The organism is Nocardioides bigeumensis (assembly GCF_039531755.1).
In the GTDB taxonomy this organism is placed as follows: Bacteria; Actinomycetota; Actinomycetes; order Propionibacteriales; family Nocardioidaceae; genus Nocardioides; species Nocardioides bigeumensis.
In genome coordinates, this window is sequence record NZ_BAAAQQ010000003.1 from 29462 (window position 1) to 51715 (window position 22254).

Here is a 22254-nt window from a genome sequence, read left to right on the forward strand (position 1 = left end):
GCGTCGTCCACCGCCCTAGGGGTGTGACCCCGTCGCGACTCAGAGCAGGCGGCGGTCCGAGGCCCAGCGGGTGAGCTCGTGACGTGAGGAGAGCTGGAGCTTGCGCAGCACGTTGGACATGTGGGTCTCGACGGTCTTGATGGAGATGAAGAGCTCCTTCGCGACCTCCTTGTAGGCGTAGCCGCGCGCGATCAGCCGCATCACCTCGCGCTCGCGCTCGGTGAGCCGGTCGAGGTCCTCGTCGACGGCCGCGACGTCGATCGAGCCGGCGAAGGCGTCGAGCACGAAGCCTGCGAGGCGCGGTGAGAACACCGCGTCCCCGCCCGCGACGCGCTGGATGGCGGAGACCAGCTCGGGTCCGGTGATGGTCTTGGTGACGTAGCCGCGCGCGCCGCCCCGGATGGTGCCGATGACGTCCTCGGCCGCGTCGGAGACCGAGAGCGCGAGATAGCGCGTGTCGTGGAAGGGCTGCCGCCGCATGACCTCGGCGCCGCCGCCCCCGGGAAGGTGCACGTCGAGGAGCACGACCTGAGGGCGCTGCTCGGCGATCGCGGCCACCGCGGTGTCGACGTCGGCGGCCTCGGCCAGCACACGGATGGCGTCGGCCCCGGCGGCGGCCAGCTCCGCGCGTACGCCGGCTCGGAACATCGCGTGGTCGTCGACGATCACGACGCTCACCCGCCCGTCGGCGGGTGCGGGGGTCGGGGTCTCGGTCATCGTTCGCTCTCTTCGATCGATCGGGGCAGGTGCAGGCGCACCTCGGTGCCGTCGCCGGGCTCGGAACGGATCTCGGCGCTGCCGCCGTGCCGCTCCATCCGGTCGAGGATGCTGTGCCGGACGCCGTAGCGGTCCTCGGCGATGCTCGCCATGTCGAAGCCGTCGCCGCGGTCGCGGACGAAGATGTCGACCGCGTCGGCGCCGACCTCGGCGTACACGTCCACCTTGCCGGTGCCGGCGTGCTTGGCGGCGTTGGTGACCGCTTCGCGCGCCGCGTTGACGATCGGTCGCAACGCCTCGACGAAGTCGCAGTCTCCGACGGTGACGACGTCCACCGAGACGCCGTGGGTGTCCTCGACGGCCGCGCCGACCCCACGCAGCGCCGACGCGAGCGTGCTCTCGTCGGCGGCCTCGCCGGCGTAGAGCCAGGCACGCAGGTCGCGCTCCTGCGAGCGGGCGAGCCGCGCGACAGTGGCGCCGTCGTGGGAGTTCTTCTGGATCAGCGCCAGCGTCTGCAGCACCGAGTCGTGCAGGTGCGCGGCCAGGTCGGCGCGCTCCTGGGTGCGGACACGCTCGGCCCGTTCGGCCGTGAGGTCCGACGCGAGCCGATAGACCCACGGGCCGACCACGACGGCCAGTCCCCCGATGCCGAGGACACCGGCGATCGCGACGTCACGGGCGTCGCCGATCGAGTTGTTGCGCAGCGAGAAGACGACGAGCGCACCGATGATCAGCCCGAAACCGGCCGCCACCCGTGCGTACGACGCCCACCCGCCGCGCCCGAAGACGGCCTTCACCGGGTCGATGCGGCCGCTGGAGTCGATCCACCTCTCGCGCTGCGCCTCGTCGGCCTGGCGCCAGAGCAGCGCGATGCCGACTGCGGCGATGACCAGCGGCCAGAACACGGCGCCGGCGCCGAGCACGGACTGGACGGCGATGACCAGGCCGAAGCCCAGGCAGCCCAGCGCGATCGCGGGTCCGACGTCGGTGAGGCGGCGCACCCGGCCGGGGCGCTTGCCCGTGCGGGTCGCGCTCTCCAGCCCCGGCGTGGACTGGTCGAAGTGGGCGTCGGCTGCGGGCAGCACCATCCAGAGCCCGGCGTACAGCGCGATGCCGAAGCCCCCGAAGGCCGTCAGGAGGACGAACGCCGCGCGGACCCACAGGACGGGGATCCCCAGGTGGATCGCCAGCCCGCCCGCGACCCCGCCGATGATCGACTCCTGCGTGTCCCGGTGGGCGCGACGGACGTCCGGCGCAGCGGCGGGGTCGACCGTGGGGTTGATCCCGTGGTCCCACGCGGTCGGGGAGGGTGTGGCAGCGCTCATCGTGGCTCAATCGTCACACAGCGCGAGTGGCCGGGCCATGAGGCGGAACCCCGACCCGACCCCGAGCCGCGCGACCCGGTCCCAGGCGGTGTTCAGGGTCGTCCCCGATACCGCTGCCGGTCCCCAGGCCGCACGCTGGTGCCATGACCACCACACCGCCCGAAGCACCTTCGCCGCCGCCCGGGCAGCCCGGCCCCACCGGCCAGCCTGACCCGGCGTATGGCCCGGCGTACGGCCCCGCGTACGGGCCGGCGTACGGCCCCGCGTACGGGCCACCCCACGGGCAGCCCCATGGAGGTCCGCGCGTGACCCGCGACGACGTCCGCAACCTCGACCGGCTCCGCCGCACCACCGGGCCGAACAAGTACGTCGCCGGCGTCGCGGGCGGCGTCGCCCGGCACCTCGACATCGACCCGGCCATCGTCCGGGTGCTCTTCGTGGTGCTCACCTTCTTCGGCGGCACCGGTCTGATGCTCTACGGCGCGCTGTGGCTGCTGCTGCCCGAGGACGACGGTGACCAGGCGATCATCAACCTCGACAACCGCAACCTGATGTTCGCCCTGATGGCGGTGCTGGTCTTCGGCACCGTGCTGCTGGTCGGCGACTCGTGGGGCGGCTTCGGCTTCCCGTGGCCCCTCACGGTCATCGGCTTGGTGATCGCGGTCGTCCTGCTCAGCCGGGACCGGAAGAACCAAGGCGTCCCGCCCGCCGCCCCGCCGCAGGTCCCGCAACAAGCCACGCCGTACGGCGCGATGGTGCCGCCGACCGGCGACGCCGGAGCGACCGCCGCCACCGCCCCGCCCACCGCCCCGCCCTCCGCCGCCCCCACCTCCGGGGCTCCGGCGGACGTCTACTCCACGGCGCACTACCCGGTGCTGCCGCCGGGCTACGAGCAGCCTTCCCACCCGGAGCCGCAGACGCAGTACCGGTACCAGCACCAGGACCAGCCGCCGGGAGGCGCCTGGCAGCCCACTGTGCCGGGACGGCCGGGCAACCCGCGCAAGCGCGGCCCGATCCTCTTCTGGTTCACCATGGCGCTGGCCGCACTGGGCGTCGGCATCCTCGGGATCGTCGACGTGAGCGGTTCGTCCGTGCCGGCGTCGGCGTACCCCGCCCTCGTCCTGACGGTCATCGGCGCGATGCTGCTGATCGGCGCCTTCTTCGGCCGTGCCGGCGGCCTCATCTTCGTCGGCCTGATCGCCGCCGCCGCTACCGCGGGCAGTGCAGTGGCCGACCGCTACGAAGGCGAGGTCACCACCATCGCCCCGGCCACTGTGTCGGAGGCACCCGCGACCTACGACTTCGACGCCGGGGAGATCATCTTCGACCTGAGCGCCGTCAGCGACCCCGAGGAGCTCGAGGGGCGTGACTTCCAGCTCCATGGCGACCTCGGTCGCATCGAGGTGATCATCCCGGACCGCGTCGACGTGGACGTGGACGCCTACGTCGACGGGCTCGGCGACGTGTCCCTCTTCGGGCAGCACGCCGATGGCATCGGACCTCGGCTGACCAAGTTCCACGACGAACCCGACGAGCTGGCCACGTTCACCCTCGACGTCGACCTGAGTGTCGGCGAGATCGTCATCCAGACCCAGCAGGAGGCCAGCCGATGAGCACCTACTCCCACCAGTCGGGCGACCAGCGCACCGGTGGCTGGCACACGGTCAACGTGGGTCACCTGGTGATGGGCCTGGCCTTCCTGGGTCTCGCCGCGGTCTGGGCGGCCGTCCAGCTCGACGTCGTCCCCGACGACGACGTGCGTTGGCTTCTGCCGCTCCCCTGGGTGTTCGCCGGCGCCGCCGGACTGATCGCGTCGGTGGTGGCCAGCGGTCAGCGCTGGCGGCGCTCGAAGCAGCCCACAACGTCGTACGCCGGCGCGTCGGGCGGGGGGTTCGCTGAGACGACCGCCAGTGAGGCACCGGACTACACCAGCGACCTGGACGAGAAGCTCGCCCAGCACGACCCCCAGCACGACCCCCAGCACGAGCCGCAGACCGACACCCGGACCGACACCCAGACCGGTCCCCAGACCGGGAGCGCACCCACCGAGACGACCGAGCAGATCGAGACCGAGGACGACCAGCGATGAGCCAGCCCGACTATTCCTCCACCGCCCCCAGGCGGCTGGTCCGCCGCCGTGACCACCGCATGCTCGGCGGCGTCTGCGCCGGTGTCGCCGACTACTTCGCAGTCGACGTCACCCTGGTGCGGGTGCTCACCGTGGTCGGTGCCTGCCTCGGCCTCGGGAGCCTGGTCGTGGCGTACGTCGTGGCGTGGGTGCTGCTCCCCCAGGAGTGATCCCTCCACGGATCGCCACAGATCGAACCAGATCCCTTGCGGTGCCGAGGGTTTCGTGATCGGCGACAGCGGGCATAGGAGCGCTGTCCCTCACGAAGTCTTCTGTCGAAAGGATCCGACATGTCCTCGGGTCGTGAACTGGGCGTCGATCTCTCCGAGCTGTGGCACGCGGGCAAGCACCTGCTGCCGCAGGTGGCCGGGGAGTTCAACAAGGCCCAGCAGACGAGCAATCCCTATTGCTCCGGAGCCTTCTACCGCGGCGGGGGGCTGGGCGCCGGCGATGGCGCGTTCGGCGCGTACTTCGTGTGGCGCGACCTCGCTGACAAGCTCGACGAGATCCTCACGACGACCCAGCGCAACCTGATCGACACCGGCAGCGCCCTGGTGATCGCGGCGAACAACTACGCGCACACCGACGCTGAGGCTCGCGCGGAGTTCGAGGCCCGCAAGAGCGAGCTGTCGGAGGTCACTCGATGAGCTACGAGGAGCTCTCGGGCCACGTCTCGGACATCTGGGACAAGGCGGTCGAGGACTACATGATGGAGCGCGGCGCCTACAAGACCGACGACAACCGCTACATCGGCAGCATGGGCGTCGACGACGAGATCCTGCAGCTGTGGATCGACGAGGCGGAGTCGAAGTTCGCGAAGGTCTACACGATGTTCGGCGACTTCTACAGCCTCCCCGACCCGGCCGACTTCGACGGCCCGATCGCCGACCTGAAGACGACGATGTCGGCACTGTGCGCGTCGACGGGCAACGACGACCCGATCAAGGGCGAGTTCTACCCAGCCAACACCGAGCTCACCGCGATGACCGACGCGGCCGGCTACCTCGACGAGTGGGACGGCGTCGCGGTCACCCGCTTCCGGGAGAACTTCGTCACGCCGTTCCCTCAGCGCACGAGCAACCAGTTCGTCATCGCCTCGATCCTCATGAACGCCCTCGAGGCCGAGCAGGAGCTGTGGAAGCGGGTCCGCGAGAACATCGACAAGATCGCGGAGGACTGCATCAAGGCGCTCGACCACATGCACGACTGCGGCAAGAACGAGTGGTCCATGGCCTTCTCCGTCGCGGGCGCCGTCGTCGCGATCGCCGCCCTGCCGCTCACCGCGGGGACCTCGGGCGCCCTCGCGCTGGCGGCGGTGGGCTCCGGCATCGGCGTGGCGAGCACGTACGCCGGACAGATCGACGACCCTCCCGAGCCGCGCTTCTCCGGTGAGAGCGCCGAGGCCGTGGTGAACGCGACCGAGGACGGCATCGACAAGCTCAAGGAGGAGATCGAGAAGCAGGAGCAGAAGGTGGTCGACGCGATGACCAACGCGCTCGGCACCGTCAATGCCCACGTCGAGGACATCGTCGCGCCCCGCCCGAGCATCGCCGACGACCCGACGCCCGACCCCGGCTACCCGGACGCCGACTGATGCTCCCTCCCCCTCGGTCGCAGACCTCGATCGACCGTCTCTACGCGTCGGCCACCACCCCCGACGGCGCGGTCTCCGCGAGCATCACCGACCGCGTGCACGTCCAGGTGCGGATGATGCCGGACTACTACGAGCAGGCCAGCGCGACCGATCTCGAGCGCCAGCTCTCCCGCCTGGGCCGGCTGCTCTTCGCCGCGCGGATGAAGGAGTACTACAAGGTCCGCAGCGAGGACTTCGGTGAGCTCGTCACCCGTGAGCCCAGTCCCCTGGGGCGTCAGGACGAGGAGTACGTCGAGCGCCGTTCGCGCCTGGTCGCGACCGGAGAGGCCGCCGACGGCCGGGTGCGGATCAGCGTGGTCGGCATGGAGCAGTGGGGCGTGCAGATCGCCCAGGACGCCCCGCGGACGATGAGCGAGGAGTCGTTCTGCAAGGCTGTCTCCGACGCCGCCACGCTGCTGGTGACCGAGCAGTTCGCCGAGGTGCGGATGCTCAAGCGAGAGGTGTACGGCGGCATGGAGAGCCCCACCGCATGACCCGCCCGACGACGCGCCCGACGACGCGCCCGATGGTCGGGCCGACCTTGGCTGCCGCACTCCTCGCCGTCGGCGCGCTCGCCGGCTGCTCCGACGACTCCGGCGCCGGAAGCGCCGCCGCCGAGCCCGTGCCGGGCCGCCTGTCGAGCGAGGTGACCGGCGAGGAGGTGTTCGTGCTCGTGCCCGCGGGGCGCCTCGACCTCACGATCGGCGCGCCGATCGAGGGGGCGATCGACGGCGACCTGGCGGCCGACGACGAGACGCACGAAGCGCCCGGCGGTGGCTCCTTCGTGCCGGTCGCCTGGTCGCACGACCCCTTCGCGCTCGACGACAGAGCTGCCCTGATGAGCACCCCGCCCAAGCCCAGCGAGGTCACCCTGGTCGTCGACGGCGAGCGCCACGCTCTCGGGTCGCCCTACGAGGTCGTGAGCGACCAGGCCGTCGCCGACAACCCCGTGGGCGTCTTCTACGTCCCGGTCGACACCGTGCCCGAGCCCTCGGAGATCACCGTCGAGGTCGCCTATGACGGGCAGACCCAGACCGTGGCGGCGGACGGCGAGCGCGACGCCGGCGTGGCCGCGCCGCTCTACGACGAGACGACGGGTGTGCTCGACCAGATGTGCGGTGGCGTTGCCGGCGACGACCCGGTCGGCTTCTCGTTCCGCCTGCGCTGCGAAGTAGGCCCGGGGCAGGCGGTGCCCTACCTGCCGGCCCGCGGCTGGGTCGAGGACGGCCGTACCTTCGTCGTCGTCGGCTACGAGCTCCGTCTCGATGATGTGACCTACTCCGACGGCCGCGGTGAGGCGGACTACGACGTGGTGCGCACGACCGCAGCGCTCACGCTCGACGGCGAGAAGCCGCTCGGGTCGATGCCCGAGCTCGGCGCGCCTGAGCACGAGGAGGGCGACGTCAGCGACTTCGTCGTCTTCGACAGCGCGCTCGACGCCGAGCGTCGTCTCAGGATCGACCTGACCTACGACCTGTCCGTCGACGACGTCGACGGAGTCGCGGACGCGCCCACCACGCTCGAGCTGTCGCGGGTCGTACCCCTGGGCTGAGGATCGAGCGACTCCGCAGGCAGCTCGAACCACCGCAGCGCGTCGAAGTCGGCGGTCAGGTGGGCCGGCTCGGCCGACGCGCACGGCGTGGCCTCGGACATGATCCGCCGCGCCTCGGCCATGTAGTCGGCCAGCACGCTGACCGGGGCGGTGGTGTCGTGGCGTTCGTAGGTCATGGTGCCGTCGGCGGCGTACGACACATCGCGCAGCCGCATGGGCGGCTCGACCGGACCGGCGCGGTGCCGCCACAGGCCGGTGTCGGGGTCGAAGCGGTAGTCGCCGAGCAGCCGCCAGCCGTCGGAGGCGACCATCCGGACTGCCTCGACGATGTAGTCGAAGACTTCGTCGTCGACGAAGTAGTTGAAGTTGACCCGCACCCAGCCCGGCTTGATGCCCTCGCATCCGGTGGCGATCTGGCGCTCGAACTCGTGGCTCCGATCGAGGTCGATGCCGAGCAGCCGGTGCCCGTAGGGGCCGGCGCACGAGCAGCCGCCCCTGGTCTGGATGCCGAAGAGGTCGTTGAGCAGGGCGACGACGTAGTTGTGGTGGAGGTAGTCACCGCTGGGCGCGCGGATCACGAACGACACGATCGAGAGCCGCCGGGCGTCGAGGTTGCCGAGGATCTCGATGGCCGGCTCGCGCTTCCAGGCCTCGACCGCCCGCCGCAGCAGGTCGCTCTCGTGCGCCTCGATCGTCTCGGTGCCGACGGCCCCCTTGAGCTGGAAGACCAGGCCGGCCCGGATCGCCTCGACGATCGCGGGCGTGCCGCCCTCCTCCCGCGCCTCGGGATCGTCGACGTAGCGGTGCTCCTCGGGGTTGACGTAGCTGACCGTGCCGCCGCCGGGCACGTCCGGAACCCGGTTGGTGAGCAGTGCCTTGCGCACCACCAGGACCCCCGGCGTGCCAGGCCCACCGATGAACTTGTGCGGCGACAGGAAGATCGCGTCCTTGTGCGCCGACGGGTCACGGCCCGGCGGAGGGTCCATGTGCATGTCGACGTACGGCGCGCACGCGGCGAAGTCCCAGAAGGACAGGGCTCCGTGCCGGTGCAGGAGCGAGGCGATGCCCCACGTGTCGGAGACGATCCCGGTGACGTTGCTGGCGGCCGAGAACGAGCCGATCTTGAGCGGCCGGTCGGCGTACCGCTCGAGCTCGGCCTCCAGCTGGGCCTGGTCGATGTGGCCGTCCGCGTCCTCGCGGATCGTCACCACGTCGGCGATCGACTCGCGCCAGGGCAGCTCGTTGCTGTGGTGCTCGAAGGGACCGATGAAGACGACCGGCCGTTCGTCGGCGGGGATCTGGTCGGTCAGGTGGTAGCGGTCGTCGAGCCCGGCCGGGATCCGCAGCCCGAGGACGCCGATGAGCTTGTCGATCGCCGCCGTGCTGCCCGCGCCCGTGAAGATGACCGCGCAGTCGTCGGTGGCGTCCACGTGGGCACGGATGATCCGGCGCGCGTCCTCGCGCAGCCGGGTGGTCTGCAGTCCGGTGCCGCTCGCCTCGGTGTGGGTGTTGGCGTAGCGCGGCAGCACCTCGTGGCGGATGAAGTCCTCGATGAAGTCGAGGCTGCGACCCGACGCGGTGTAGTCGGCGTACGTCACCCGGCGTGGGCCGTACGGCCCCGGCATGACCTGGTCGTCCCCGATGACGGCCGCCCTGATCCGCTCGAGGATCGGCGGGGTGAGCGGGACGTCCATCCACCCATGCTAAGACTCCCCGCTGCCGGGCAGCTCCTCGGTCGAGAAGGTCTCCACGCTCGTCGCAGGCGGGTAGCCGGACCGCTCCAGCACCTGCGCGACCGCCATGCGCAGATCGGGGTCCAACCGGACGCCCACGTCCGAGGCGCGCGGCAGGAGGAGCAGGTCCGCGCGACCCGGCACGACCACGACCTCGTCGCCGTCGAAGGTGTCGGCGGGCGAGAACCCCGCCTGCACCTCCTCCTTCGTCAGCCCGACGTCCGTGAGGTCCCAGAACCAGTAGTCCGTGACCCGTTGCCGCCACTCCCTCGTGAGCGCCTCCAGCGCCGAGGGCGGGTAGACGCGCACGTAGTCACCGATGGCGCAGAAGCCGAAGCGGGTGACGATCGCGGCGTACCCCGCGGGCATCGGCCCGAGCGACTCCGCGATGTCGGCCAGCTCTGCCCTGGTGGCAGGCTCGCTGGCCTGTCCGGTGACGTCGAGAGCGTCGAGGTTCACCCGTTCGACGTTGCCGGTCGGCCTCGGAGTGACTGCCCCCGGCCGGCTCGGAGGTCTCCGTCCGAGGTCCGAGCAGCCCGAGACAGCGGCTGTCGCTCCCGCAGCCATGAGAAGGCGCCTGCTCAGTCGGGCGTGAACGACGAACCCCTCTCGGCGAGTGCCTCGCGGAGCCGGGCGATCGCGAAGGGGCCGACACCGTGCAGGGCCGAGACCTCGGCCTCGGTCACCTGCTCGAGCTTCTCGAGAGTGGTGAGCCCTGCGGCGCGCAACGCCCGGGTCGCGGGTGCACCGACGTGCGGGATCGGCGTCCCTGCCTCCCGAGGTGGCCGCTTGCGGGGACGGCGGAGGCCTGCGTCGACGACGGCCTCTCCGCGCGGCGAGAGCCGGTAGCCGATCGCGAGCGACTCGGTCAGCCCGAGCTCCTTGAGCTTGCGCACGTCGGTCTTGAACTCCGCGGTCTCCCGGCCGACCTTCTTGGCCAGGTCGGGTGCCCGGACCTCGGGGTGCCGGTCGACCAGGTCGAGGGTGGCGCGGGTCCACGGCCCTGACTTGGCGGCTCTGTCCAGACGGTCGAGCCGCGCCTGGATCGTCGCGAGCTCGTCGCGGTCGGGCACGACCGAGCGCAGCGCGACGCGCGGGTCCTCGCCGGCGTACCTCAGCCCGACCCGGTACGCCGGCTTGTCGGCCTTCTGCTCGAGCGCAGACAGGAGCGAGGCGAGGGTGAGGTAGCCAGCCCGGAGCGCATCATGCTCGGTCAGGTCCGCGACGTCGACCTGCTCGACCGACGTCACCTCGATCAGCCCCACCATGGTCCGCATCTGCGTCCCGACGACCACCCGTGGCCGGTCCCACCGCCGGAACGCCAGGTCGATCGTCCCCGCCTTGATCGCACTCAGCTCGACAGGTCTGATCATCACGCCGACACGATAAAGGAGCCGCTGGTCGAGCAAGGTCGAGTCCACTCACACCACCGGTGGTCGAGCAAAGTCGAGACTTGTTGGGGTGGTCTCGACTATCCGCTCGCAAGCTCGCTGCTCGACCACCGACCGGTGGTCGAGCGCAGTCGAGACCACACCCATCCACGACCGGTGCTCGAACGGAGCCGAGACCTTGGAGCGGTGGTCTCGACTATCCGCTCGCAAGCTCGCTGCTCGACCACCGACCGGTGCTCGAGCGCAGTCGAGACCACACCCATCCACGACCGGTGCTCGAACGGAGTCGAGACCTTGTTGCGGTGGTCTCGACTATCCGCTCGCAAGCTCGCTGCTCGACCACCGACCGGTGGTCGAGCGCAGTCGAGACCTTGGAGCCGTGGTCGAGCGAAGTCGAGACTTGTTGCGGTGGTCTCGACTATCCGCTCGCAAGCTCGCTGCTCGACCACCGACCGGCGGTCGAGCGAAGTCGAGACCACACCCACGATCGGTGGTCGAGCGAAGTCGAGACTTGTTGCGGTGGTCTCGACTATCCGCTCGCAAGCTCGCTGCTCGACCACCGACCGGTGGTCGAGCGCAGTCGAGACCCTGGAGCCGTGGTCGAGCGAAGTCGAGACTTGTTGCCGTGGTCTCGACTATCCGCTCGCAAGCTCGCTGCTCGACCACCGACCGGCGGTCGAGCGAAGTCGAGACCACACCCACGACCGGTGGTCGAGCGAAGTCGAGACCACAGCGCGGGCGGTCATCCACAGGCCTGACGCCGACCAGTTGCCGGCGAGTCAATGACACGGAACCCTCGCTGCGTGGCCTGGGTCTACATCTTGCGGTGCTCCGACGACTCCTACTACGTCGGCAGCACGACCAACATCGAAGCGAGGCTCTATCAACACCAGGTGGGAGAGGGTGCGGCCTATACGCGAAGGCGTCGGCCGGTCGAGCTGGTCTGGTCCTGCCAGTTCGAGCGTGTCGACGAGGCATTCGCCTTCGAGAAGCGAGTCCAGAACTGGTCGCGGGCGAAGCGAGAGGCGCTGATCGAGGGGCGCTGGGACGACCTCCCGCTGCTCGCCCGAGGCAGGACCGGGTGGATCAAGCGAGGGCATCCGGACTCGACCTTGTAGTGGTGGTCTCGACTATCCGCTCGCAAGCTCGCTGCTCGACCACCGACCGGCGGTCGAGCAAAGTCGAGACCTTGTAGCTGTGGTCGAGCGCAGTCGACCTTGGAGCCGTGGTCTCGACTATCCGCTCGCAAGCTCGCTGCACGACCACCGACCGGTGGTCGAGCGAAGTCGAGACGTTGGAGCCGTGGTCTCGACTATCCGCTCGCAAGCTCGCTGCTCGACCACCGACCGGCGGTCGAGCGAAGTCGAGACCACACCCATCCACGACCGGTGGTCGAGCGAAACCGAGACCTTGGTGCCTACGCCGCGCTGTGGCGTTCGTGGAACGGCGAGCACGACTGAGCCGCCGCCCGGGACGTCGGACGGATGGAGCCTTCTATGGCTCGAACCGCATGCCGTCATGGCGTCGCGTCGCGCGACCGTGCTCGCCTCCTTGCGATCGTGACAGCAGCGCTGTCACAGTGAGACGCATGCAGCTCTCGATGCCGCTGATGTACTCCGGCAACCCCCGCGAGGCGGCGGACCAGGTCTCCGCGCTCGAAGCCGCCGGCCTCGACATGGTCTGGGTCGCCGAGGTGTACGGCTTCGACTCCCCCACGCTGATGGGCTACCTGGCCGCCAAGACCGAGCGGGTGCTGATCGGCTCCGGCATCCTCAACATCTACTCGCGCACGCCGAGCGCGATCCTGCAGACCGCGGCCGGCCTCGACAACGTGTCGGGCGGCCGGGCTGTCCTGGGCCTGGGCGCATCGGGACCGCAGGTGATCGAGGGCTTCCACGGGGTCCCCTACGACAAGCCGCTGGGCCGCACCCGCGAGATCGTCGACCTGGTCCGCCGCGGGCTGCGCCGCGAGACCCTCGTGCATGACGGCATCTTCACCCTCCCTCTGCCCGCGGGGCAGGGCACCGGCCTCGGCAAGCCGCTCAAGCTCCTCAGCAAGCCCGAGCGGCCGAGCATCCCGATCTGGATCGCCGCGCTCGGCCAGAAGAACGTCGAAGCCACGGCCGAGTACGCCGACGGCTGGCTGCCGATCTTCTACTGGCCCGAGAAGGCCTCGAGCGTCTGGGGCGACGCGCTCGCCCGCGGCGGGGCCAAGAGGGCGAAGAGGCCTGACGGCCTGAGCCCGCTGGAGATCTCCGCCGGCGGCATGCTCGCGATCGGCGAGGGCCCGGAGACCAAGGCGCTGCTCGACTTCGCGCGGCCGCACGCCGCCCTCTACGTCGGCGGGATGGGCGCACGCGGCAAGAACTTCTACAACGACCTCTTCTGCCAGTACGGCTACGAGAAGGAGGCCAAGGAGATCCAGGACCTCTACCTCGGCGGCAACAAGCGCGACGCCGCCGCCAAGGTGCCGCAGGAGTGGCTCGAGGCCTGCAACCTGGTCGGCCCGGCGTCGTACGTCCAGGAGCGCATCGAGGCCTTCCGCGAGTCCGGCGTGACCAACCTCCAGGTCGCCCCGGTCGCCGACGACCCCGCCGCGCTGGTCGCCCAGGTGAAGGAGATGGTTGCGTGAGCAGGCGAGAGCTCTTCGACGACGAGCACGAGGCGTTCCGCGAGGCGGTCGGCACCTTCCTGGACAAGGAGGTCGTGCCCCACCACGAGCAGTGGGAGGCCGACGGGATCGTCAGCCGCGAGGCCTGGACGAAGGCCGGCGCGCAGGGGCTGCTCGGCCTCCAGCTCGACGAGGCGTACGGCGGCGGCGGGACCGACGACTTCCGCTACAACGCCGTGGTGGGCGAGGAGATGACCAAGCGCGGCACGTACGGCGCGGCGTACACGCTCTTCAACGACATGATCGCGCCCTACCTCGCGGCGTCAGCCACCGAGGAGCAGAAGCAGCGGTGGTTCCCGGGGCTCTGCTCGGGCGAGACCATCGCCGCGATCGCGATGAGCGAGCCGGGCGCAGGGTCGGACCTCCAAGGCATCCAGACCAGCGCCCGCCTCGACGGCGACCACTACGTCCTCAACGGGCAGAAGACCTTCATCTCCAACGGCATCCTCGCCGACCTCGTGCTGGTCGTCGCCCGCACCGATCCCGACGCCGGCCACCAGGGCATCTCGCTGCTCGTCGTCGAGCGGGGCATGGAGGGCTTCGAGCGCGGCCGCAACCTCGACAAGATCGGCCAGCACGCCCAGGACACCGCCGAGCTCTTCTTCGACGACGTGCGCGTGCCGCGCGAGAACCTCCTCGGCGAGGAGGGCTCCGGCTTCCTCCAGCTGATGACCAACCTGTCCCAGGAGCGGCTGTCGATGGCCGTCTCCGCCGCGACCGCCTGCGAGCGGGTGCTCGACCTGACGCTGTCGTACGCCAAGGAGCGCACCGCCTTCGGCCGGCCGATCGGCAAGTTCCAGCACAACCGCTTCGTGATCGCCGAGATGGCGACCGAGGCGCGCATCGCCCGGGTCTTCGTCGACGACTGCATCGCCAAGCACGTGCGCGGCGAGCTCGACGCGGCGACGGCCTCGATGGCGAAGTGGTGGACCACCGAGGTCCAGAAGAAGGTCGTCGACCAAGGCGTGCAGATGCACGGTGGCTACGGCTACATGAGCGAGTACCCCATCGCGCGCGCCTATCTCAACTCACGCGTCCAGACGATCTACGGCGGCACCACCGAGATCCAGAAAGAGATCATCGGCCGCAGCCTGGGGCTGTGAACCCCAGGCCGCGACCGATGTCGGTGACTACCTAGCTTGACGCGTCAGCCGGAGATGATCCCCGGCAGAGCGGCGTCGAACATCTCCTCGAACACGGTGGCGTCGAGCACGTAGCTCTTCGGCGACGCGGCCATGGCCAGGTCGGCGCCCCACTCGGCGGCACGCTGGCGCTGGAGCGGCGTGCCGTGGTGGCCGGAGCTGTCGAACGAGCAGTCACCCACGGAGTAGGAGGTGAGCACCGCGTCGACGGCCCGCTTCTTGTTGATGGCCTCGCCCTTCTTGTGCACCATGAAGTACGACGCGTATGCGTCGGCCATCAGCTCGGTGCGACGCGTGGCCTCGGAAGGGTCGGCGGGCTCGTCGTCGAAGGTGCCGATCTCGTACTGGATGTGGTGGCCGAACTCGTGGCCCATCACGGCCCGCGTGCCGACGTCGCCGAGACCGGCCCAGTCGAGGAAGTCCAGGATGCCGTCGCCGAACACGAGCTTGTCGGGCAGGCCCTGGACCAGCGGGTCGGGGTCGCCCTCGGCGGAGAACGCGTAGGCGTTCAGCGTCCAGAGCGGGTTGTCGTAGAAGTCCCCGGCCGACTGCATGTACGACGCCACGGTCTCAGCCTCGGTGGCGATCTCTTCCGGAGTCAGGTCGTAGAAGCCTTCCTGCACCAGGAGCGTGAGCGTCTTGGCGATCCGATCCGCGTCGAGCAGGACGTCGCCGTGCATCGCCATGAGCTGGATGTCGTCGAACTGGACACCGTCGTGCGCAGAGCCCGCCCAGAACTTCTTCAGGTCGCGGAAGGTCTGCCTGAGCTGCTGGGCGTGCAGGGTCAGGTCGTGAGCGCCGTCACCGGCGGTCCCGAAGAAGAGCGGCTCGTAGGTCGGCACGTCGAAGATCGTGTCGATGTGCTCCAGCAGGAAGGCGAAGTCCTCGTCCGAGATCGACGCGACCTGGGCGCCGAAGTACTCGTCCAGCAGGGTCGGACCGCACTCGCTCGGCGTGACGCCGCGCTCGATGAAGTCCTTGCCGGGGTTGTGGATCAGGTCCTGGGCGTGGGTGGCCGCAGGGGCTTGGCTGGGGGCTGCTGTCGCGGTGGCGACCGGTGCGAGCGCACCCAGTGAGAGGACGAGTCCGGACCCGAGCGCCACGGACAGGCGAGAAAGGTTGTTCACATGCACTCCTTATGGGACTGATGGTTGCCGGTGGCAACCGTGACAACCTACGTCTCCCATGGCACTGCCCAAGGTCACATATCGGCAACGATTTCGGCGATTCACCCCGAGGTGCACACCCCGGCGGGTCGTGCGCCGAACCGATCCTCTGTGGGTAGCGTCACAGCAGACACGGGGGCCGCCTCGGGGGTGGCCGATCCAGAGGAGACACAGCGCATGCCCACATCTCGGTTCCCAGCTCCTTCTCGCTCGATCAGGTCGCTTGCGACCGTGGCCACGCTCGCGTTGGCCGGCGGCCTGCTCGCCGCCGCCCAAGCGCCCGCAGGAGCCGCTCCGGGCGACTACGACCCCGCGTTCGTCGGCGCCGGACGTGCGCCGCTCGGGCTCGGCTTCCGCGTCGTCGGGCTCGACGGCCTGACCGACGACCGGTTCGTCACGGTCTCGATCCGACCCGGCAACAGCGACGCGCTCGACGTACGCCGCTTCACGCCGACCGGGGCGCCGGACCTGTCCTTCGCCGGCTCCGGCTTCGTCCAGTTCGGTGGAGCCGCCGAGTGGGGAGCCGCCGAGGTCGCGGCCGACTCTGCCCGCGGCTACACCTACGTCAGCGCCTACTCGCAGAACGGCGAGTTCAGCCGGATCTGGCGGTTCAGTGCCTCCGGCGCGCTCGATCCCGCCTGGGGCGGGACCGGCCGCGTCGACTTCAACGCCTCACGCTTCCTCGACATCGCCCTCCAGCCCGACGGCCGGCTGATCGTCGCCAACGGCGCGTCGATCTACCGGCTGACGGCCACCGGGGTCGTCGACACGACCTTCGGCTCGGGCGGGGGTACGACGCTCGGCACCAGCCAGGTCGACAACCTCGCCGTTCTCGAGGACGGCACCGTGCTCGCGGGCGGCCGGTCGGCGACGAGCATCGACGTCTTCCGGCTCAGCGCGAACGGCGCGATCGACGGCGACTTCGGCGTGAACGGGCGGGCCAGCCACCGACCGACGCCGCCGCTGGGCTGGACCATCGCGTCCATCGAGCCCGTCTCGATCGGGGTGCAGAACGACGGCGGCATCGTGGTGTCCTCGGGCGCCGTCGAGCAGAACGCCTCCAACAACAACACGCGGTCCCCGCTCATCGTGACCAGGTTCCACCAAGGCGGCGGCTACGACGCGAAGTTCTCGACCATGAAGAACTACGCGGTCAGCGTCAGCGGCAAGCTCGCGATCCAGGCCGACGACAAGATCATCGTCCCCATCGTCTCGGCGGGCCGGGCCAGCCTCTACCGCCTCCAGGACGACGGCGACCTCGACCCGACCTTCGGCGTCGGCGGCGGCTGGAGCGACCCCGAGCCCGACAGCCGCCCGACCGCGGCACTCGTCCAGCGACCGGGTCGGATCGTGGTCTCGGGCCTCGCCACCGGGAAGACCGGGCTCCTCTGGGGCTTCGTGGGTGACCCGACGCCGAGGTGCAGCGGTGCGTACGCCACGGCGTACGGCCACGACCGCGCCGACGTGCTCTACGGCACCGCCGGCGACGACGTCATCGTCGGAGGCGGCGGCAAGGACACCGTCAAGGCCTGGGACGGCAACGACCTCGTCTGCGGCGGCGACGGCAAGGACCTGCTCATCGGCGGCAAGGGCAAGGACACCCTCCGCGGTCAGGGCGACGACGACGTGCTGCGGGGCGACGGAGGCAAGGACAAGCTCCAGGGCGGCGGTGGCGCGGACAAGCTCACCGGCGGCAGGGGCAAGGACAAGCTGAGCGGCGGGCCCGGGCGCGACATGCAGCGCCAGTGATCCACGCGGGCTGACGCGGGCCGCACGCTCAGCGGCACACCAAGGAAGGGCGCGACCGGACTCCGGTCGCGCCTTTTCTCGTGTCGTCGTTTCTCGTTTGCCTCCCTGTCGGTGGCCCGTGGCACGATGAGTCTTGGCTTTCTCAGGGGTCTCTCAGGGCACAACCGGATGCCTCCAGGCGTCCCCGGAGTGATGGAGTGCGGTCATGCATCGTCAGATTGCCGGTTCGCTGACCGGTCGGATCACCAAGTGGATCGTCCTCGTCGCGTGGCTGATCGTCGTCGGGGTGTCCTCGACGTTCGCGGCCAAGCTCGCCGACGTGCAGAACAACGAGGCCTCCTCCTGGCTGCCGTCCAGCGCGGAGTCCACCCGTGCGCTGGCGAAGCTCGAGCCCTTCCAGGACCCCAACGCCATCCCCACGATCGTCGTCTACGAGCGTGACAGCGGCCTGACCCAGGACGACCTGGCCGCCGCCCAGGAGGACGCGGTCGAGCTCGCCAAGCTCGACGGCGTCGAGGGCGACGTGCTCGGCCCCTTCCCCTCCGAGGACGGGGTGGTCGCGCAGACGATGGTCACCTTCAACCTCGGCAGCGACGGGTGGAACCTCCTGCCCGACAAGGCCGACGAGATTAGGGAGATCGTCGACATCGACGGGGTCAACACCTACGTCACCGGCGCCGGCGGCCAGGCCGCCGACGCGGCCGAGGCCTTCGGCGGCATCGACAGCACGCTGCTGTTCGCGACCTTGGGCGTGGTCATCCTGATCCTGCTCTTCACCTACCGCAGCCCCGTCCTGTGGATCCTGCCCATCATCTGTGCCGGCGTGGCCCTCACGACCTCGCAGGCGGTCGTCTACTTCCTGGCCAAGTACGCCGACCTCACGGTCAACGGGCAGAGCTATGCGATCCTCACCATCCTCGTCATCGGCGCCGGCACCGACTACGCCCTGCTCCTGGTCGCCCGCTATCGCGAGGAGCTGCGTCGCCACGAGGACCGCCACGAGGCGATGGCCTTCGCGCTCCACCGCGCAGCACCGGCCGTCCTCGCGAGTGCGGCGACCGTCGTCGTCGGCATGCTCTGCCTCGTGCTCGCCGAGATGAACTCGACGGCCGGCCTGGGCCCGGTGGCGGCGATCGGCATCGCCGTGACCTTCTGCGTGCAGGTGACGCTGCTGCCCGCCCTGCTGGTCATCGTCGGCCGGTGGATCTTCTGGCCCAAGCGTCCGGCCTTCGGCTCGCCCGAGCCGACCGAGTCCGGCATCTGGGCCAAGGTCGCGGCGTGGATCAAGCCGAAGCCGCGCCAGGTCTGGGTCGGCACCACCGTGGTCCTGCTCATCGCCTGCCTCGGCCTGTTCCGGCTCGACACGGCCGGGCTCTCGACCGAGGACTCCTACACCAAGGAGTTCCAGTCGATCACCGGCCAGAAGGTGCTCGTCGACCACGACCTGGTCGACCAGTCCAACACCATCCAGGTGGTCGCCAACGAGGCGCAGGCCGCCGAGGTCCGCGACGCGCTCATGGACGTCGAGGGCATGGAGGACCCGTCCGAGCCGATCTCCAAGGGCGGGGTCGCCTTCATGCAGGCGGTGCTCGACACCGACATCTCCTCGCCGGCGTCGTTCGACACCGTCGAGCGCGCCCGCGACGCCGTCCACGCGGTGGACGGCGCCGACGCCCTGGTCGGCGGAGGCTCGGCGTTCTACCTCGACACCAAGGTGGCCTCGTCCCGCGACAACAAGGTGATCATCCCGGTGATCCTGGCGGCGGTGTTCCTGATCCTGATGATGCTGCTGCGGGCCGTCCTCGCGCCGCTGCTGCTCATCGCGACGGTGATCCTGTCGTTCGGCGCGGCGCTGGGCATCTCGGCCCTGCTGTTCGAGTACGTCTTCGGCTTCGCCGGGTCCGACCCGTCGTTCCCGTTGTTCGCCTTCGTGTTCCTCGTCGCCCTCGGCATCGACTACAACATCTTCCTGATGACGAGAGTCCGCGAGGAGACGTTGCACCGAGGGACCAGGGAGGGCTCCATCGTGGCCCTCACCTCCACGGGCGGCGTGATCACCTCGGCGGGCCTGGTGCTGGCGGCGACCTTCCTCGTGCTCGGCACGATCCCGGTCGTCTTCCTCGCCGAGCTCGGAGTCGCGGTGGCGCTCGGCGTCATGCTCGACACGATGGTGGTCCGCTCTGTGCTGGTGACCGCGCTCAACCTCGACCTCGGCGGCAAGATCTGGTGGCCGAGCTCGCTCGACCGCTCGTCGCTGGAGCCGCCACGAAGCGACGAGGACGCCCTCGTCGAGTCCCGCTGACGACGTGCTCGATCCGGGCTACCTGATCCCGAGATCTGCGCAGGCCTCCTCCAGGTCGCCTGCGCAGATCTCCTCGGTCGTGTAGGTCCCGTCGCGCACGACGGTGTCGGTGACCGAGCCCACCGACACCACGACCGGCTCGAAGACGTACGCCGGGACGCCCGACAGCTCCGTGCTGTCGGTCAGGTCCGCGCCCGGGTCTGCAGATGCGAACGACAGCGCCACGTCGGCGGCCCGTTGCGCGGTCTGCGTCACCGGCACGTGCACGGTGAAGGTCTGGTCGCCGGCGACCACGCGGCGTACGGCCTCGAGGTCGCCCCCGATCCCCGCCACCAGTGGCCACGGGCGCGGCAGGCCGGCGGCCTCGAACGCCTCCAGGACGCCCAGCGCCTGCGCGTCGCTGGCCGCCACCACGGCCGCCACCTGCTTGCCGCCAGGCCCCTCGAGCTGCTCGGCGACCCAGTCGCGGGCCTCGTCCGCCGTGGCCGTGGTGGCGTCGAGCTCGGCCAGCACGTCGACCCCGTGCCCGGTCAGCCCGTCGCGCAGTCCGCTCTCGATCACGTCGGTGTCCCGATCGACCGCGGAACCGCCCAGCAGCAGCGCCCCGCCACGGTCTCCGAGCTGCCGCGACATCGCGTCGGCGACCGCCACGCCCGCGGAGGTGCGGTCGAAGCCGACGTACCAGGCCGCATCGTCGATCAGGACGTCGACGGCCACGACGGGGATGCTGCCGGCAGCGTCGACGACCTCGGCGCCGGCGACCGCCGAGGTCGCGCGGGCCACGATCACGTCGGCACCGTCGGCGACCGCGGCCCGCACGTCGGCCCCGGTCGATCCGGCGTAGTCGTCGGCGATGACGCAGTCGGGACAGCGGGAGACCACCCGCTCGGCGAAGGCCGCCGAGCCGGACTGGGCTCCCAGGCCGAGCACGGCGACCACGGTCCGGTCGGACGGCTGCCGGCACGCGCCGAGCCCGGCGATGGCAGCCGAGGCCACGACGAGAGCCGCCGTACCTCGCACCGCGCCCCGGACCGTCAGCACGCCGACATCGTGTCACGCGAGAGCAGCCCAGGTTGGCGGTTGTGTGCCGATATCGTGACCCGATGACCAGCCCCGGCATCACCCTTCGCGGACCCCAGGTGGACCGCGCCGACGAGGTCTTGACTCCTGAGGCGCTGGACTTCGTCGCCGACCTGCACCGCAGGTTCGGTGCCCGGCGCGGCGAGCTGCTCGCCGCACGCGCCGAGCGCCGTGCCGCACTGGCCCGCGGGGCGAGCCTGGACTTCCTGCCTGAGACCGCCCACGTCCGTGAAGGCGACTGGCGCGTCGCGCCGGTGCCGGCCGACCTGCGCGACCGTCGCGTGGAGATCACCGGGCCGACCGAGCGCAAGATGGCGATCAACGCGCTCAACTCGGGCGCGAAGGTCTGGCTGGCCGACCTCGAGGACGCCAACACCCCGCACTGGGTCAACGTGGTGGGCGGTCAGGTCAACCTCCGCGACGCTGTCCGCCGCACCCTCGCCTTCACCTCCGCCGAGGGCAAGGAGTACGCCCTGCGCGACCCCGACCAAGTGCCGGTGATCGTGCCCCGGCCGCGCGGCTGGCACCTCGACGAGGCGCACCTCCTCGTGGACGACCAGCCGGTCGCCGGCGCCCTCGTCGACTTCGGGCTCTACTTCTTCCACAACGCGCGCGAGCTGCTCGCCCGCGGCAGCGGTCCCTACTTCTACCTGCCCAAGCTGGAGTCGCACCGCGAGGCCCAGCTGTGGGACGACGTGTTCACGCACGCGCAGGCCGCCCTGGAGGTCCCGCACGGCACCATCCGCGCGACCGTGTTGATCGAGACGATCACCGCGGCCTTCGAGATGGAGGAGATCCTCCACGCGCTGCGCGACCACATGGCCGGGCTCAACGCCGGGCGGTGGGACTACCTCTTCAGCATCATCAAGAACTTCCGCGACGCCGGACCGGCGTACACCCTCCCCGACCGCAGCGCCGTCACCATGACCGCGCCGATGATGAAGGCCTACAGCGACCTCCTGGTCGCCACCTGTCACCGCCGGGGTGCCTTCGCGATCGGCGGGATGGCGGCGTTCATCCCCTCGCGTCGGGACGCCGAGGTCAACGAGCGCGCGTTCGCGAAGGTGCGCGAGGACAAGACCCGCGAGGTGCAGGCCGGCTTCGACGGCTCCTGGGTGGCCCACCCCGACCTGGTCCCGCTCTGCCTGGAGGTCTTCGACGCGGAGCTGGCCGGCGCGACCAACCAGGCCGACCGGCAGCGCGACGACGTGTCGGTCACCGCCGCCGACCTCCTGGCGGTGTCGGACACCCCGGGCTCCCGCACCGAGCAGGGTCTGCGCGACAACGTGAGCATCGGCATCGCCTACGTGCGTGCCTGGTTGTCGGGCAACGGCGCGGCCGCGATCCGCAACCTCATGGAGGACGCCGCGACCGCCGAGATCTCCCGCTCCCAGGTCTGGCAGTGGGTCTTCAACGCCGCCACCCTCGACACCGGTGAGGTCGTCAACCGTGAGCTCGTCGAGCGGTTCATCGAGGAGGAGTACGCCGCGCTGGTGGCCGAGGTCGCCGACGACGACCGCGCCCTCTGGGAGACCGCCCGCCGGGTCTTCGTCGACTGCGCGCTCGGCGAGGAGTACGTCGACTTCCTCACCCTCCCGGCGTACCGAGAGGTGCTGGCCGCGGGCGGTTGAGCTCGCTGCCGGCCGCGGGAAGATGCCCCGGTCG

General features: G+C 70.4%; 20 protein-coding genes. 13 read left to right on the plus strand and 7 right to left on the minus strand.

From position 1 onward, the window contains the following. Positions 1-39 precede the first annotated feature (39 nt). A complete protein-coding gene (locus ABD295_RS05940; protein WP_344302748.1) occupies positions 40-717 on the minus strand; it encodes a LuxR C-terminal-related transcriptional regulator in 678 nt (225 codons plus the stop codon). Beyond that, entirely contained in the window at positions 714-2042 is a 1329-nt protein-coding gene (locus ABD295_RS05945) for a PspC domain-containing protein (RefSeq protein ID WP_344302749.1), read from the minus strand. Before ABD295_RS05945 ends, ABD295_RS05940 begins: the two co-directional genes overlap by 4 nt. Positions 2043-2185: 143 nt before the next feature. Between ABD295_RS05945 and ABD295_RS05950 the strand changes: the two genes are divergently transcribed. From ABD295_RS05950 to ABD295_RS05980, 7 genes are all read left to right on the plus strand, one after another. Beyond that, a complete protein-coding gene (locus tag ABD295_RS05950; protein ID WP_344302750.1) occupies positions 2186-3655 on the plus strand; it encodes a PspC domain-containing protein in 1470 nt (489 codons plus the stop codon). Then, the gene (locus ABD295_RS05955; RefSeq protein ID WP_344302751.1) at positions 3652-4131 is read left to right on the plus strand and encodes a hypothetical protein; all 480 of its coding nucleotides are present in this window, start codon (positions 3652-3654) and stop codon (positions 4129-4131) included. The genes ABD295_RS05950 and ABD295_RS05955 overlap by 4 nt, the downstream gene beginning before the upstream one ends. Beyond that, positions 4128-4340: a PspC domain-containing protein gene (locus tag ABD295_RS05960; RefSeq protein WP_344302752.1), complete on the plus strand. Its 213-nt coding sequence runs from the start codon at positions 4128-4130 to the stop codon at positions 4338-4340. Before ABD295_RS05955 ends, ABD295_RS05960 begins: the two co-directional genes overlap by 4 nt. A gap of 120 nt (positions 4341-4460) precedes the next feature. Further along, positions 4461-4817: a hypothetical protein gene (locus ABD295_RS05965; RefSeq protein WP_344302753.1), complete on the plus strand. Its 357-nt coding sequence runs from the start codon at positions 4461-4463 to the stop codon at positions 4815-4817. Next, positions 4814-5764 carry a hypothetical protein gene (locus ABD295_RS05970; RefSeq protein WP_344302754.1) on the plus strand — a complete coding sequence of 317 codons (951 nt, stop codon included), beginning with the start codon at positions 4814-4816 and terminating at the stop codon, positions 5762-5764. Before ABD295_RS05965 ends, ABD295_RS05970 begins: the two co-directional genes overlap by 4 nt. Then, positions 5764-6297, plus strand: a complete 534-nt coding sequence (locus ABD295_RS05975; RefSeq protein ID WP_344302755.1) for a hypothetical protein — start codon at positions 5764-5766, stop codon at positions 6295-6297. The genes ABD295_RS05970 and ABD295_RS05975 overlap by 1 nt, the downstream gene beginning before the upstream one ends. After that, positions 6294-7355, plus strand: coding sequence for a hypothetical protein (locus ABD295_RS05980; protein WP_344302756.1), 1062 nt, complete (start codon positions 6294-6296; stop codon positions 7353-7355). Before ABD295_RS05975 ends, ABD295_RS05980 begins: the two co-directional genes overlap by 4 nt. On the opposite strand, the gene ABD295_RS05985 is transcribed toward ABD295_RS05980, so the two are convergent. From ABD295_RS05985 to ABD295_RS05995, 3 genes are all read right to left on the minus strand, one after another. Continuing rightward, positions 7271-9049, minus strand: a complete 1779-nt coding sequence (locus ABD295_RS05985) for an aminotransferase class V-fold PLP-dependent enzyme (protein WP_344302757.1) — start codon at positions 9047-9049, stop codon at positions 7271-7273. The two genes, ABD295_RS05980 and ABD295_RS05985, sit on opposite strands and share 85 nt — an antisense overlap. A gap of 9 nt (positions 9050-9058) precedes the next feature. Further along, a complete protein-coding gene (locus ABD295_RS05990) occupies positions 9059-9547 on the minus strand; it encodes a hypothetical protein (protein ID WP_344302758.1) in 489 nt (162 codons plus the stop codon). A 122-nt stretch (positions 9548-9669) separates the two neighbouring features. Next, complete coding sequence (locus ABD295_RS05995; protein ID WP_344302759.1) at positions 9670-10464, minus strand: helix-hairpin-helix domain-containing protein; 795 nt, start codon at positions 10462-10464, stop codon at positions 9670-9672. A gap of 818 nt (positions 10465-11282) precedes the next feature. On the opposite strand from ABD295_RS05995, the gene ABD295_RS06000 reads away from it, so the two are divergent. The 3 genes from ABD295_RS06000 to ABD295_RS06010 all read left to right on the plus strand — a co-directional run bounded on the left by ABD295_RS06000 (position 11283) and on the right by ABD295_RS06010 (position 14253). Then, a complete protein-coding gene (locus tag ABD295_RS06000; RefSeq protein ID WP_344302760.1) occupies positions 11283-11597 on the plus strand; it encodes a GIY-YIG nuclease family protein in 315 nt (104 codons plus the stop codon). 470 nt (positions 11598-12067) lie between these two features. Then, entirely contained in the window at positions 12068-13111 is a 1044-nt protein-coding gene (locus tag ABD295_RS06005; RefSeq protein ID WP_344302761.1) for an LLM class F420-dependent oxidoreductase, read from the plus strand. Beyond that, positions 13108-14253 (plus strand): acyl-CoA dehydrogenase family protein, encoded by a 1146-nt coding sequence (locus ABD295_RS06010; RefSeq protein ID WP_344302762.1) that lies wholly within the window; start codon positions 13108-13110, stop codon positions 14251-14253. Before ABD295_RS06005 ends, ABD295_RS06010 begins: the two co-directional genes overlap by 4 nt. A gap of 44 nt (positions 14254-14297) precedes the next feature. Here the strand turns inward: ABD295_RS06010 and ABD295_RS06015 are convergent, their stop codons facing one another. Further along, entirely contained in the window at positions 14298-15419 is a 1122-nt protein-coding gene (locus ABD295_RS06015) for a hypothetical protein (RefSeq protein ID WP_344302763.1), read from the minus strand. A gap of 270 nt (positions 15420-15689) precedes the next feature. Between ABD295_RS06015 and ABD295_RS06020 the strand changes: the two genes are divergently transcribed. Both ABD295_RS06020 and ABD295_RS06025 read left to right on the plus strand, forming a co-directional pair. Further along, the gene (locus ABD295_RS06020; RefSeq protein WP_344302764.1) at positions 15690-17207 is read left to right on the plus strand and encodes a hypothetical protein; all 1518 of its coding nucleotides are present in this window, start codon (positions 15690-15692) and stop codon (positions 17205-17207) included. Between the two features lie 205 nt (positions 17208-17412). After that, positions 17413-19509: an MMPL family transporter gene (locus ABD295_RS06025; protein ID WP_344302765.1), complete on the plus strand. Its 2097-nt coding sequence runs from the start codon at positions 17413-17415 to the stop codon at positions 19507-19509. Positions 19510-19527: 18 nt separating this feature from the next. On the opposite strand, the gene ABD295_RS06030 is transcribed toward ABD295_RS06025, so the two are convergent. Further along, complete coding sequence (locus tag ABD295_RS06030; protein WP_344302766.1) at positions 19528-20550, minus strand: substrate-binding domain-containing protein; 1023 nt, start codon at positions 20548-20550, stop codon at positions 19528-19530. 62 nt (positions 20551-20612) lie between these two features. On the opposite strand from ABD295_RS06030, the gene aceB reads away from it, so the two are divergent. Beyond that, the gene (gene aceB / locus ABD295_RS06035) at positions 20613-22220 is read left to right on the plus strand and encodes a malate synthase A (protein WP_344302767.1); all 1608 of its coding nucleotides are present in this window, start codon (positions 20613-20615) and stop codon (positions 22218-22220) included. Positions 22221-22254 lie beyond the last annotated feature (34 nt).

What these genes read in the sequence shown, in the direction of transcription:
- ABD295_RS05940 (WP_344302748.1), bottom strand. Translation starts at nt 717, where the DNA reads ATGACCGAGACCCCGACCCCCGCACCCGCCGACGGGCGGGTGAGCGTC.
- ABD295_RS05945 (WP_344302749.1), bottom strand. Translation starts at nt 2,042, where the DNA reads ATGAGCGCTGCCACACCCTCCCCGACCGCGTGGGACCACGGGATCAAC.
- ABD295_RS05950 (WP_344302750.1), top strand. Translation starts at nt 2,186, where the DNA reads ATGACCACCACACCGCCCGAAGCACCTTCGCCGCCGCCCGGGCAGCCC.
- ABD295_RS05955 (WP_344302751.1), top strand. Translation starts at nt 3,652, where the DNA reads ATGAGCACCTACTCCCACCAGTCGGGCGACCAGCGCACCGGTGGCTGG.
- ABD295_RS05960 (WP_344302752.1), top strand. Translation starts at nt 4,128, where the DNA reads ATGAGCCAGCCCGACTATTCCTCCACCGCCCCCAGGCGGCTGGTCCGC.
- ABD295_RS05965 (WP_344302753.1), top strand. Translation starts at nt 4,461, where the DNA reads ATGTCCTCGGGTCGTGAACTGGGCGTCGATCTCTCCGAGCTGTGGCAC.
- ABD295_RS05970 (WP_344302754.1), top strand. Translation starts at nt 4,814, where the DNA reads ATGAGCTACGAGGAGCTCTCGGGCCACGTCTCGGACATCTGGGACAAG.
- ABD295_RS05975 (WP_344302755.1), top strand. Translation starts at nt 5,764, where the DNA reads ATGCTCCCTCCCCCTCGGTCGCAGACCTCGATCGACCGTCTCTACGCG.
- ABD295_RS05980 (WP_344302756.1), top strand. Translation starts at nt 6,294, where the DNA reads ATGACCCGCCCGACGACGCGCCCGACGACGCGCCCGATGGTCGGGCCG.
- ABD295_RS05985 (WP_344302757.1), bottom strand. Translation starts at nt 9,049, where the DNA reads ATGGACGTCCCGCTCACCCCGCCGATCCTCGAGCGGATCAGGGCGGCC.
- ABD295_RS06005 (WP_344302761.1), top strand. Translation starts at nt 12,068, where the DNA reads ATGCAGCTCTCGATGCCGCTGATGTACTCCGGCAACCCCCGCGAGGCG.
- ABD295_RS06025 (WP_344302765.1), top strand. Translation starts at nt 17,413, where the DNA reads ATGCATCGTCAGATTGCCGGTTCGCTGACCGGTCGGATCACCAAGTGG.
- aceB (WP_344302767.1), top strand. Translation starts at nt 20,613, where the DNA reads ATGACCAGCCCCGGCATCACCCTTCGCGGACCCCAGGTGGACCGCGCC.